Annotated in this window: 11 protein-coding genes; 7 read left to right on the top strand and 4 right to left on the bottom strand. The window is 59.3% G+C overall.

The features are described 5' to 3' along the window. Positions 1–6 precede the first annotated feature (6 nt). Positions 7–792: a transporter substrate-binding domain-containing protein gene (locus YA0848_RS11960; RefSeq protein WP_184316005.1), complete on the bottom strand. Its 786-nt coding sequence runs from the start codon at positions 790–792 to the stop codon at positions 7–9. A 255-nt stretch (positions 793–1047) separates the two neighbouring features. Here YA0848_RS11960 and YA0848_RS11955 point away from each other — a divergent pair, with 255 nt between their 5' ends. The 6 genes from YA0848_RS11955 (at position 1048) to YA0848_RS11930 (ending at position 8323) form a co-directional block, all read left to right on the top strand. Next, positions 1048–1746 carry a FadR/GntR family transcriptional regulator gene (locus YA0848_RS11955; protein ID WP_169902336.1) on the top strand — a complete coding sequence of 233 codons (699 nt, stop codon included), beginning with the start codon at positions 1048–1050 and terminating at the stop codon, positions 1744–1746. A 121-nt stretch (positions 1747–1867) separates the two neighbouring features. Continuing rightward, entirely contained in the window at positions 1868–2197 is a 330-nt protein-coding gene (trxA, locus tag YA0848_RS11950) for a thioredoxin TrxA (RefSeq protein ID WP_034101399.1), read from the top strand. Between the two features lie 233 nt (positions 2198–2430). Beyond that, entirely contained in the window at positions 2431–3690 is a 1260-nt protein-coding gene (gene rho, locus YA0848_RS11945) for a transcription termination factor Rho (RefSeq protein ID WP_016973082.1), read from the top strand. 156 nt (positions 3691–3846) lie between these two features. Then, positions 3847–5829 (top strand): acyltransferase family protein, encoded by a 1983-nt coding sequence (locus YA0848_RS11940; RefSeq protein ID WP_169902337.1) that lies wholly within the window; start codon positions 3847–3849, stop codon positions 5827–5829. A gap of 59 nt (positions 5830–5888) precedes the next feature. Beyond that, a complete protein-coding gene (gene ubiD, locus YA0848_RS11935; protein ID WP_034101397.1) occupies positions 5889–7355 on the top strand; it encodes a 4-hydroxy-3-polyprenylbenzoate decarboxylase in 1467 nt (488 codons plus the stop codon). Continuing rightward, positions 7355–8323: a CDP-6-deoxy-delta-3,4-glucoseen reductase gene (locus YA0848_RS11930; protein WP_034101396.1), complete on the top strand. Its 969-nt coding sequence runs from the start codon at positions 7355–7357 to the stop codon at positions 8321–8323. The genes ubiD and YA0848_RS11930 overlap by 1 nt, the downstream gene beginning before the upstream one ends. On the opposite strand, the gene YA0848_RS11925 is transcribed toward YA0848_RS11930, so the two are convergent. Then, positions 8320–8802 carry a hypothetical protein gene (locus YA0848_RS11925; RefSeq protein ID WP_034101395.1) on the bottom strand — a complete coding sequence of 161 codons (483 nt, stop codon included), beginning with the start codon at positions 8800–8802 and terminating at the stop codon, positions 8320–8322. The genes YA0848_RS11930 and YA0848_RS11925 overlap by 4 nt on opposite strands. Positions 8803–9126: 324 nt before the next feature. Between YA0848_RS11925 and YA0848_RS11920 the strand changes: the two genes are divergently transcribed. Beyond that, on the top strand, positions 9127–9780 hold the full coding sequence (locus YA0848_RS11920) for a gamma-glutamylcyclotransferase (RefSeq protein WP_034101394.1): 654 nt from the start codon (positions 9127–9129) through the stop codon (positions 9778–9780). On the opposite strand, the gene glpT is transcribed toward YA0848_RS11920, so the two are convergent. Both glpT and YA0848_RS11910 read right to left on the bottom strand, forming a co-directional pair. After that, positions 9777–11114: a glycerol-3-phosphate transporter gene (gene glpT, locus YA0848_RS11915; protein ID WP_034101393.1), complete on the bottom strand. Its 1338-nt coding sequence runs from the start codon at positions 11112–11114 to the stop codon at positions 9777–9779. The two genes, YA0848_RS11920 and glpT, sit on opposite strands and share 4 nt — an antisense overlap. A 216-nt stretch (positions 11115–11330) precedes the next feature. Then, positions 11331–12308: an NADPH:quinone oxidoreductase family protein gene (locus YA0848_RS11910; protein ID WP_034101392.1), complete on the bottom strand. Its 978-nt coding sequence runs from the start codon at positions 12306–12308 to the stop codon at positions 11331–11333. Between the last annotated feature and the right edge of the window lie 88 nt (positions 12309–12396).

The following is a 12396-nucleotide window of genomic DNA, read 5'->3' as shown; positions in this document are numbered from 1 at the left end:
GTGGCTTCACAGATCGGCGGGCAGCGGCTCTTTCAGCCATTGCATCGCGTTCTTTTCCAGGCTGCCGTCAGCCTTGGCCGCGACCAGGATCTGATTGACCTTCTCCAGCAGCGCCGGCTCGTTTTTATTCACGCCCACGTACACCGGCGAATCCTTGAGCTTCACTTTCAGTGCCGGTACGCGTTTGGGGTTGCGCTCGCTGATCGCCACCATCACTACGTTGCCGCTGGCGATCAGGTCGACTTGGCCGGCCAGGTAGGCGGCGATCGTCGAGTTGTTGTCTTCGAAGCGCTTGATCGTGGCTTCTTTGGGCGCCACGGCGGTCAGCTCGATGTCTTCGATGGCGCCACGGGTCACGCTGATGGTTTTGCCCTTGAGGTCGTCGGTGCTGGCGATGGCGGCCTCGGGCGGGCCGAACACGGCGAGGTAAAAGGGCGCGTAGGCCTTGGAAAAGTCGATGACCTTCTCGCGCTCGGGATTTTTACCCAGGCTAGAGATCACCAGATCGACTTTGCCGGTGGTGAGGAAGGGGATACGGTTGGTGCTGTTGACGGGGGTCAGCTCCAGCTTGACCTTGAGCTGGTCGGCCAGCAGCTTGGCGGTGTCGATGTCCAGGCCACGGGGCTTCATGTCCGGGCCGACCGAGCCGAACGGCGGGAAATCCTGCGGCACGGCAACCTTTAAGGTGCCACGGGCCACGATATCGTCCAGCCCGTTGGCCTGTACGGGTGTGTGACTCAGCATCAGACTGGCAAACAGGGCAGTCAGCAGGGCGCCGTAGCGCTTAGTCATGGCAACTCTCCGAGAAAGGCGAAGGAATGTTCTGTCAATGGTCAGTGCACAGCCCATGCCAGTCGTGGCCGATTGCGCTGCAAGGCTGGGTTTTACTGGCGTGTATTGGTCTTACTGGTCTGAACAGTAAGTAAGTTTTTTGCACCCTTTTCGAGCGCCGCTAAAACCTCGCGAGCGCCTTTAGGGCGTGACTTGCCGCCGACTGCGAATAGCTTTACAACTAGCCGCTCAGTTGACTGAAACCTTGAGTTTTTTATGAATTCCATCGCCCAAGCGGTACCGGAGGCGGCGTTGCAGGCCATCCGCAAACTGATCAAGGAGCAGGGCTTCGGCCCAGGCGATGCCCTGCCGTCTCAGCGTGAGTTGGCCGTGCAACTGGGCGTGAGTCGGGCGTCATTGCGCGAAGCGTTGTCGTCCCTGAGCGCTCTGGGTGTGGTCAGTGTGCAACCGGGTAAAGGTGTGTTCGTGCAAACCGCGCAGGAGCCGCCGGCGGGTTTTGCCTGGCCTTTCGCGGCGCAGGCCACGCCGTTGGAGATTTTTCAGTTGCGCTATGCCTTGGAGGGCTTTGCCGCGGGGTTGGCGGCGGTCACGCTGACCATCGAGGCGTTAGACAGCCTGGAAGACAACGTCGAGGCAATGCGTCAGGTGCTCAAGGCCGGTGATTTCGAAGCGGCTGCGCGGCTGGACTTTGAATTTCACCAGCGCATTCTCCTCGCCAGCGGTAACCGAGCGATGGTCAGCATCCTCAGTGCCAGCGCCGAGGTGTTTCTGGAGAGTCAGAAACTACCGTTCATCCGGCCGGAGCGGGCCATGGAAACCTGGCAAGAGCATCGCAAGATCCTCCGCGCCCTGGCTCAACGCAACAATGCAGCGGCGCAGAAAACCATGCAGCAGCACGTACGCAACGCGGCGTTACGTACCGGCATCGCGTTCCTGACCCCTGCCACCCCCTGAATAAGGCAATATCCAAACTCATTGATCGCCATAGCGAGACTCAATCAGAGGCGGCTTCCTGAACGGGGGAAGGGCGGCTATGATGGGCAACGTTTTTTTTGCTTACAATCCGGAGACATCCATGAGCAACGATCTTATCAAGCACGTCACGGACGCGACCTTTGAGGCCGAAGTACTCAAGGCTCAAGGCCCGGTGCTGGTTGACTACTGGGCTGAGTGGTGCGGCCCTTGCAAAATGATCGCTCCGGTTCTGGACGACATTGCAACCACCTACGAAGGCAAGCTGACCGTTGCCAAGCTCAACATCGACGACAACCAGGAAACGCCTGCCAAACACGGCGTACGTGGTATTCCTACGCTGATGCTGTTCAAGAACGGCAACGTTGAAGCGACCAAAGTGGGCGCATTGTCGAAGTCGCAGTTGGCTGCATTCATCGACGCGAACATCTAAGCGTCGTCAAAAAAGCCCCGCAAATCGCGGGGCTTTTTCGTAAAACAGGGCTAGACGCTCCGAAATTCAGGTGTTACATTCGGCCCCGCACTGGTTTCTCCACTGCCCCCTGCAAGCCGTCGCCGACGCACTCCTTTTCGATTAGTACGCGATCCTGTCGCCTTCTCCGCGGCGCGGCCTCATTAAGCCAAAAGCTTAATTTCCCCCTCCATAAATGATTACGTCATTCCTATATGAATCTGACTGAACTCAAGCAAAAGCCGATTACCGACCTGCTCCAATTGGCCGAAGAAATGGGCATAGAAAATATGGCCCGTTCGCGCAAGCAGGACGTGATTTTCTCCCTGCTGAAAAAGCACGCGAAAAGCGGCGAGGAAATCTCCGGTGATGGCGTGCTGGAGATTCTCCAGGACGGCTTCGGCTTCCTCCGCTCTGCAGACGCTTCCTACCTCGCCGGCCCAGACGATATTTATGTCTCGCCGAGCCAGATCCGCCGCTTCAACTTGCGCACCGGTGACACCATCGTGGGCAAGATCCGTCCTCCGAAGGAAGGCGAGCGGTATTTCGCCCTGCTCAAGGTCGACACGATCAACTTCGATCGTCCTGAGAACGCGAAAAACAAGATTCTCTTCGAGAACCTGACGCCGCTGTTCCCGACCGTGCGCATGAAGATGGAGGCCGGTAACGGTTCCACCGAAGACTTGACCGGCCGCGTGATCGACCTGTGCGCACCGATCGGTAAGGGCCAGCGTGGCTTGATCGTTGCGCCGCCGAAAGCCGGTAAGACCATCATGCTGCAGAACATTGCAGCGAACATCGCACGTAACAATCCTGAAGTTCATCTGATCGTATTGCTGATCGATGAGCGTCCGGAAGAAGTGACCGAGATGCAGCGCACCGTGCGCGGTGAAGTGGTTGCCTCCACGTTCGATGAGCCGCCAACCCGCCACGTGCAGGTTGCCGAGATGGTGATCGAGAAGGCCAAGCGCCTGGTCGAACACAAGAAAGACGTGGTGATCCTGCTCGACTCCATCACCCGTCTGGCCCGTGCCTACAACACCGTCATCCCTAGCTCCGGCAAGGTATTGACCGGTGGTGTCGATGCTCACGCCCTGGAGAAACCCAAGCGTTTCTTCGGCGCCGCGCGGAACATCGAAGAAGGCGGCTCGCTGACCATTATCGCCACCGCGCTGGTTGAGACCGGCTCAAAGATGGACGAAGTGATCTACGAAGAGTTCAAGGGTACCGGCAACATGGAACTGCCTCTGGACCGTCGTATCGCGGAAAAACGCGTCTTCCCGGCCATCAACATCAACCGTTCCGGCACCCGCCGCGAAGAGTTGCTGACCGCCGACGACGAGCTGCAGCGTATGTGGATCCTGCGCAAGCTGCTGCATCCGATGGACGAAGTTGCGGCCATCGAGTTCCTGGTGGATAAACTGAAAACCACCAAGACCAACGATGAGTTCTTCTTGTCGATGAAGCGCAAGTAATACGACGCTTCCGCTTCGAAAAATGGCGCCCGACTAGGGCGCCATTTTTTTTGCGTCGTGATGCAGCAATTTTTATGGCATAAGTGTCCGTTAAGTAACAAAAATTGTACGCGCGACTACGCTTACCCTTTTCGTCACAGACTGACCAGATTTCTTATGACCATTCTTGCTTACCGCAGAGACATCGATGGCCTGCGTGCTATCGCTGTCCTTGCTGTTGTGTTGTTTCACTTCGGAGTTCCTGGCATTACCGGCGGTTTTGTTGGCGTTGACGTGTTTTTCGTCATCTCCGGCTTCCTGATCACTTCGATTATCTGGCGTGAACGCCAGGCCGGCCGCTTCAGTTTTATCGATTTCTGGGCTCGGCGCGCGCGGCGCATCCTGCCGGCGTTGTTTGTGATGATTGCGGTCACACTGGTAGTGGGATGGTTTCTGTTGGCGCCCAAGGATTACAAGGATCTTGGGCGGTCTGCGCATTATCAAGTGACGTTTACGTCCAACCTGTTGTTTTCGCGTCAGCATGGTTATTTCGACTCCGCCTCTGACATCAAGCCCTTGCTGCACACCTGGTCGTTGGCGGTAGAAGAACAGTTCTACATTGTCTTCCCGCTGCTGCTGATATTGCTCTCCAGCCGTTTGAAGCACTGGCGCCTGGCGTTGTTTGCGGTGTTGCTGGCATCGTTTGGCATGAGTGTCTGGGCGGTCGAACATCAACCACAAAAGGCATTCTTCCTGTTGCACCTGCGCGCTTGGGAGTTGCTGGCCGGCGCCATGTTGGCCGTGATGCCCAAGCGTGACTGGCGTGCGCCTGCTGCCCTGGCGCAGGGCGTCAGTCTGGGGTCTATGGCGCTGATACTGATCGCGGTGCTGGGGTACGACGCGACCACTCCATTCCCTGGCCCCACGGCATTGCTGCCGGTGTTGGGGGTTGTCGGTTTGATCTGGGCCAATGGGCAGCAACACACCTGGGTTTCCCGTCTGTTGAGTTCTCGGGTGATGGTGGGCATCGGGCTGATCTCCTATTCCTGGTACCTATGGCATTGGCCGGTCTTCGTGTATGCCAATTACGCAGCGGTAGATGGTTTGAGTGCGCTGGAATTGGCCGGGTTGATGCTGCTCTCGCTGATCCTGGGCTACCTTTCCTGGCGCTTCATTGAAACGCCATTCCGTGAGAAGCGCTTGCTGGCCGGACGCCAGGCGATTCTGGCGAGTGCGCTGATCGGCATCTTATGTCTCGGTTTTACCGGCCTGGCCATCCGCAAAGCCGACGGCGTGCCCTCGCGGTTATCCGAACAGGCGCTGCGTTACGCCCAGGCCAAGAAGTGGAGCCCGGATTTATTGGCGTGCATGGCCGATAAAGACACGCCCGATGAGCGGCTTTTATGCCATTTCGGTCCGACCGGTCGCTCCATGTCAGCGCTGGTGTGGGGCGACAGCCATGCGACTGCATTGATTCCTGCACTCAAGGACGGTGCTGATCGGCACGACATCAGCCTGGTAGGGGCCAGTTTTGCTGGCTGCATACCGTTGGATGGTCTGGAGAATATTGCCCGTTGTGCGCATTTCAACCACCGGGTCGAGAAGGCCATGGCTGAGCAGACCTTCAGCGATGTGGTGCTGGCGGCTCGCTGGAGTCTATATGTCTACGGACAAATGTCCGGTGACAAAGAGCATGCGCTCAAGGACCCAAGCACAGGCAAGTATGTGCGTGCCGTGGCCGAACAACGGTTCGCTGAGGGCCTGCGCCAGCGTGTAAAGCAATTGCGCGCTGCCGGACATCGCGTGTGGCTGGTCAAGGAGGTTCCTTTGCAGGAAATCATCGTGCCTTATCGCCTCAGTCGACTGGCGATGATGAACCGGCCGGTGGACGGCGAGGGGCTTCCCGTAGCCGAGCATGTGAAGCGCCAGGCCTTCATTACCCAGGTGTTCGACGAATTGGCGGCGGCCGATAGCGGCGTAACGGTCTTGGATCCGGCGCCTTTGCTATGCGGTGCCGACGGTTTGTGCCGGGTCGAACTCAATGGGCAAGCGCTGTATACCGACGATAACCATCTTTCTGAGGTTGGGGCGCGGCACATCGAAGCCTTTCTGGAGCCGCTGTTCCGTTCACTCAAGTCACGGGGGCTGACGGCCAATTAAGCTGCCAGCCGCCTTCAGAGCAGGTAGGATGTACGCCTATTTTACGGGTGGCATGGTTAATGAAATTCAAGGATCTTCGGGATTTCGTGCAGCAACTTGAGCAGCGCGGAGAGTTGAAACGTATCCAGATGCCGATTTCCCCGGTGCTGGAAATGACTGAGATTTGCGACCGCACCCTGCGTAACAAGGGCCCGGCGCTGCTGTTCGAAAAGCCGACCGGCTTCGATATCCCGGTGCTTGGCAACCTGTTCGGCACGCCCGAGCGCGTCGCGTTTGGCATGGGTGCCGAGTCGGTCAGCGAGTTGCGTGAAATCGGCAAGCTGCTGGCATTCCTCAAGGAGCCCGAGCCGCCCAAGGGCTTGAAGGATGCCTGGTCCAAGCTGCCGATTTTCCGCAAGATCATTGCGATGGCGCCCAAAGTGGTCAAAGACGCTGTGTGCCAGGAAGTGGTCATCGAAGGCGATGATGTCGACCTGGGCATGCTCCCGGTGCAGACCTGCTGGCCAGGCGACGTCGGCCCGTTGATCACCTGGGGCCTGACCGTCACCAAAGGCCCGAACAAGGATCGCCAGAACCTGGGCATCTATCGCCAGCAAGTGATCGGCCGCAACAAAGTGATCATGCGTTGGCTGAGCCATCGTGGTGGCGCTCTGGACTTCCGTGAGTGGTGTGAAAAACACCCCGGCCAGCCGTTCCCGGTCTCCGTGGCCTTGGGCGCCGACCCGGCCACCATCCTCGGTGCCGTAACGCCGGTGCCGGATAGCCTTTCCGAATACGCCTTCGCCGGCCTGTTGCGTGGCAACCGCACCGAACTGGTCAAGTGCCGCGGCAACGACCTGCAAGTGCCGGCCACCGCGGAAATCATCCTGGAAGGTGTGATTCATCCCGGCGAGATGGCCGATGAAGGCCCCTATGGCGACCACACCGGTTATTACAACGAAGTCGACAGCTTCCCGGTGTTCACGGTCGAACGCATCACTCATCGGATCAAGCCGATCTACCACAGCACCTACACCGGCCGGCCGCCGGATGAGCCGGCCATCCTCGGCGTGGCGCTCAACGAAGTGTTCGTGCCGATCCTGCAGAAGCAATTTCCTGAAATCACCGATTTCTACCTGCCGCCGGAAGGCTGCTCGTACCGCATGGCCGTGGTCACTATGAAGAAGTCGTACCCAGGCCATGCCAAGCGGGTCATGCTGGGTGTGTGGTCGTTTTTGCGACAGTTCATGTACACCAAGTTCGTTATTGTCACCGACGACGACATCAACGCTCGGGACTGGAACGACGTGATCTGGGCCATCACCACGCGCATGGACCCCAAGCGCGATACGGTGATGATCGATAACACGCCAATCGACTACCTCGACTTTGCGTCGCCGGTGTCGGGCCTGGGCTCGAAGATGGGCCTGGATGCCACCCATAAGTGGCCGGGTGAAACCACCCGCGAATGGGGCCGGGTGATCGTCAAGGATGCAGCCGTGACCGCGCGTGTCGATGCGATCTGGAAAGAATTGGGAATAGATTGATGCGTGTAACCCTGCAACCTTCCGGTGCTGTACTGGAGCTGGTCCCTGGCGAGCGGATTCTCGAAGGCGCCCGTCGCCTGGGTTATGAATGCCCCCAGGCCTGCCGCAACGGTGTATGCCATGTGTGCGCCGCCTTGCTGGTGGAAGGCCGCGTGCAGCAAGCCGGTGAAGTGCGTGACCACGGTGAATTCTTCACCTGCATCGCCGAGCCGCTGGAAGACTGCGTTGTGTTGTGGGATGGCGTGCTGGCCCCCGGCGAGCTGCCGCTGCGCAAGTTGGCGTGCCAATTGAGCGAGTGCGTCGACGTGGGTGGCGATGTGTGGCGTGTGCGCCTGCGCGCGCCCGCCGGCAAGGCGGTGCGTTACCACGCCGGGCAATACCTGATGATCGAACGGGATAACGGCGAAAAGTCGGCGTTTTCCCTGGCCTCGGCACCCCATTCTGGGCGTGAGCTGGAACTGCATGTACTGGCCCGTGAAGACAGCGCACGCAACCTGCTGGCCCAACTGCAGCGTGATCAGATAGCGCGTGTGGAACTGCCGTTTGGCGACACTCACCTGGCCGAGCTGCCCGACGGCCCGCTGGTGCTGATCGCCGCAGGCACCGGTATGGCGCAAATGCACAGCCTGATCGAGCATTGCCGCGCTTCCGGTTTCAAGCACCCGGTGCATCTGTACTGGGGCGTGCGCCGTCCGGAGGACTTCTACGAAATCGAGCATTGGACGCAATGGCAGCAACTGCCCAACCTGTTTCTGCACAAGGTCGTCAGCGACCTGTGCGGTTGGGAAGGGCGCTGTGGGCTATTGCATGAAGCGGTGTGCGAAGACATCCGCGACCTGAAGGCCGTGCACGTCTATGCCAGCGGTTCACCGGCGATGATCTATGGCACGTTGGATGCGCTGGTCGAAGCCGGCATGGACGCGCATCAGATGCGCGCTGACGTATTTGCCTACGCCCCCCGACCCTAGAAGCGCACGCCCGCGGTGAGCATTGCCGCGTTGAAGCCCAACAGCACCAGCTCCGCCGCCATCGGCCCGTGATGGGTGCCCACCGACGGAATGATCACCGGCGCCACGCCGAGTCCGTTCAATGGGATCTTGTCGCGGTACTTGCCGCGATAGCCCTGAAGCGCGCCCCCGGTCAGCTTTACGTACACCGGGTAATCCGCCATGTCATAGCGTTTGCCCCCATAGACGTAGTACGAACGCTGGCTGAACGAGTTGCGGAAGGTCGCCCCGCCATACAACCATCCTGAGGCTTCATTGCGTTCCAGGCCGATCAGGTCCTGATGGTTATTGTGGTCTGGGTCGGGGGAGAAATGCCGGGTGTAGACGCTGGTCTGCGCATACCAGAAACCTTTGTCGTCTTCGCCAGGCGGCGCTTCGGCGGCCAGTGCGGTAGTGGCCTGGGCCAGAAACAACAGTCCTGGCAGTCGAAATTTTTTCATGGGGCGACCTCGGTAGTCGGTGGGGGCGGCGGCTAGTGGGTCGTGATCGGCACATCATTTTGACGGCAGGAACGTGCCCCAGGCTGAACCGGGGCTGAAAGTAGCGGGATTATGGGTTTCAATCCTGACGAATGGCCGTTGGCCTTATATCTCTGCTTATTCACTTCCGGTATTTATTGTCCCCGGTGGATATCCCTAAGCTATATCCCCAAGGTCGCAGGTTCAGCACACCCCATACTTTTGGCCTAAACGGTTCCTGCGGCGCGTTTTATTGCGCTAAAGTCGCTTACAGCTGGTTACACAGGAGGCGCACCGCTTTTCGCCATGACCGCCATTGAAACCGATCTTCTGCAGTTGGCTTACCCTCCGCGGCTCGATCTGGGACCGCAACTTACCCACGAACAGTTAATGAGCTCCATGCAGGCCACCATGGCCCGGCATAAGGGTGGGCCGGTCTGGCTATTTGCTTATGGTTCATTGATTTGGCGGCCGGAATGCTCGTCGACCGAGCGGGTGCGGGCCCGGGTCCACGGATATCACCGTGGCCTGTATTTGTGGTCTCACGAGCACCGTGGTACGCCGGAATTGCCGGGGTTGGTATTCGGTTTGGATCGCGGCGGATCATGCAGCGGGTTTGCTTATCGCTTGCCGGAAGATCAGCTGGAAGCCTCGCTGTATGCCTTGTGGCAGCGGGAGATGCCCTATCCCTCGTACCGGCCGCACTGGCTCAGTTGTCGGTTGGAGGATGGCACGCAGGTGCAAGCGCTGGGGTTTGTGTTGGAGCGGCATTTGCCCAGCTACGCCGGCAACTTGCCTGATATCGTGCTTAACCATGTGCTGCAAAGCGCGAGTGGGCGTTACGGTACGACCCGCGATTATGTCGAGCAGACCGTCAACGCCCTGCGCAGCCACGCCATGCCAGATAAAAACCTGGAGGCGCGGCTCAAGCGGTGTGCAAAAGGATGCTCAGGCGCTTAACGGGCCGAGCTGACACTGTTGGTGTGCCACAGGGTCGGGATCAGGAATGCGATGGCCAGCAGGCACGCGCCGATCAGCAGCACAAAGCCACCGTCCCAGCCGAAATGGTCAACGGTGTAGCCCATCGCCGCACTTGCCGCCACCGAGCCGCCCAGGTAACCGAACAGACCCGTGAAACCCGCAGCGGTGCCGGCGGCTTTCTTCGGTGCCAGCTCCAGCGCCTGCAGGCCGATCAGCATTACCGGGCCATAGATCAGGAAGCCGATCGAGACCAGCGCAATCATGTCCACCGTCGGATTGCCCGGCGGGTTGAGCCAGTACACCAGCGTCGCCACGGTCACCAGGCCCATGAACACAATGCCGGTCAGGCCACGGTTGCCACGGAAGATTTTGTCCGACATCCAGCCGCACAGCAGCGTGCCCGGAATACCCGCCCACTCATAGAAGAAGTACGCCCACGAGGATTTATCCACCGTGAAGTGTTTGGCTTCCTTGAGGTAAGTCGGTGCCCAGTCGAGTACGCCGTAGCGCAGCAGGTAGACGAATACGTTGGCGAAGGCGATGTACCAGAGCATTTTGTTGCGCAGCACATATTTGACGAAGATTTCCTTGGCGCTGAATTCGTCTTCGTGGCTGGCGTTGTAGCCTTCGGGATAGTCGTTCTTGTATTGCTCGATAGGCGGCAGGCCCACCGATTGTGGGGTGTCACGCATCGTGATGAACGCAAACGCCGCCACTGCCAAGGCCACCGTGGCAGGCACGTAGAATGCCGCGTGCCAATCGTTGAACCAGGCCATGCCCAGCAAGAACAGCGGGCCGATCAGGCCGCCGCCGACGTTGTGCGCCACGTTCCACACCGACACCACGCCGCCGCGTTCTTTCTGCGACCACCAATGCACCATGGTGCGCCCGCTCGGCGGCCAACCCATGCCCTGGGCCCAGCCATTGATGAACAGCAATATGAACATCATGGTCACGCTGGACGTCGCCCAAGGCGCGAAACCGAAGATGAACATCACGCCCGCCGAGACCAACAGGCCAAAGGGCAGAAAGTAGCGCGGGTTGGAACGGTCGGACACCAGGCCCATCAGGAACTTGGACAGGCCGTAGGCAATCGCGATAGCCGACATCGCCAGGCCCAGTTCGCCGCGGCTGTAACCGTCTTCGATCAGGTAGGGCATGGCCAGGGAGAAGTTTTTGCGCAGCAGGTAGTACCCGGCATAACCGAAGAAAATGCCGGCGAAGATCTGCCAGCGTAGACGTCGGTAGGTACTGTCGATTTTTTCTTCAGGCAGGGGCGCCTGGTGCACGGCAGGGCGAAAGAAAGCAAACATTCAAGAGCTCCAGATTTCTTGTTTTGACTGCGGATGCGAATGTTACAGTTTCGTTACCGAAAATAGCATCGCCTCTTGAGGTCAAACACAGGAAAACGGCGTAACTGCATGTTCTTTTATGAACATGCCGCAAATAGGCAGGTTTATGTCGTTTTAGGCTTTTCTAGGAAATGTGGGGGGATTGCCCCTCCCACATTACTCCCATTCAGACGGCGATCAGCGGGTCTGGACGACGACCTTCCCGACAGCCTTGCGCTGCCCAAGATCATTGATAGCCTGGGCCGCCTGTTCCAGCGGGTACACCTGCGACACCAGCGGCTTGAGCTTGCCCTCGGCATACCAGCCAAACAATTGCTGGAAATTCGCCGCGTTATCCTGCGGCTGGCGCTGGGCGAAGGAGCCCCAGAACACGCCGACCACCGCCGCGCCCTTGAGCAGCGCCAGGTTCACCGGCAACTCGGGAATGCGTCCGCTGGCAAACCCCACCACCAGCAGGCGGCCGTTCCAGGCAATCGCGCGAATAGCCTGGTCAAACAGGTCGCCGCCCACTGGGTCGTAGATCACATCCGCGCCATTGCCGTCGGTGAGGCGCTTGATCTCATCCTTCAGGCTGGCTTCGCTGTAATTGATCAATTCGTCGGCGCCCGCAGCCTTGGCGATTGCGAGCTTGTCGGCGCTGCTGGCGGCAGCAATCACCCGGGCGCCCATGGCTTTGCCGATTTCCACCGCGGCCAGGCCCACGCCACCGGAGGCGCCGAGCACCAGCAGGGTTTCGCCGGGTTGCAGGTGGGCCCGTTGTTTGAGCGCGTGCATTGAGGTGCCGTAGGTCATGCTGAACGCGGCGGCGGTGTTGAAATCCATGCTGGGTGGGATCGGCAGCACGTTATAGCCCGGCACTGCGACCTGTTCGGCAAAGCTGCCCCAGCCGGTCAAGGCCATTACCCGATCGCCGACCTTCAGGTGGCTGACTTTCTCCCCCACTTCGCTGACCACCCCTGCGGCTTCACCCCCCGGTGAGAACGGAAAGGGCGGTTTGAACTGATATTTGCCCTCGATAATCAGCGTATCCGGGAAGTTGACCCCGGCAGCATGCACGTCCAGCAGGATTTCGTTTTTCTTGATCGCCGGGCTGGCGACATCTTCCAGCACCAGGGTTTCGGCGGGGCCGAAGGCTTTGCACAGCACAGCTTTCATCGGACTATTCCTTTTGGCGTCGTGGCCGATAAGTGTAGGAGGGCAGGCCACAGGGTCAACAAGCATGCCCCGGCCTGATAAGTCGCCA

Origin of the sequence: Pseudomonas sp. S4_EA_1b, assembly GCF_016307435.1 — a bacterium.
Lineage (GTDB): Bacteria > Pseudomonadota > Gammaproteobacteria > Pseudomonadales > Pseudomonadaceae > Aquipseudomonas > Aquipseudomonas rhodesiae.
The sequence above is the reverse complement of the archived record's forward strand: the minus strand, read 5'-3'. Positions and strand labels throughout refer to the sequence as shown.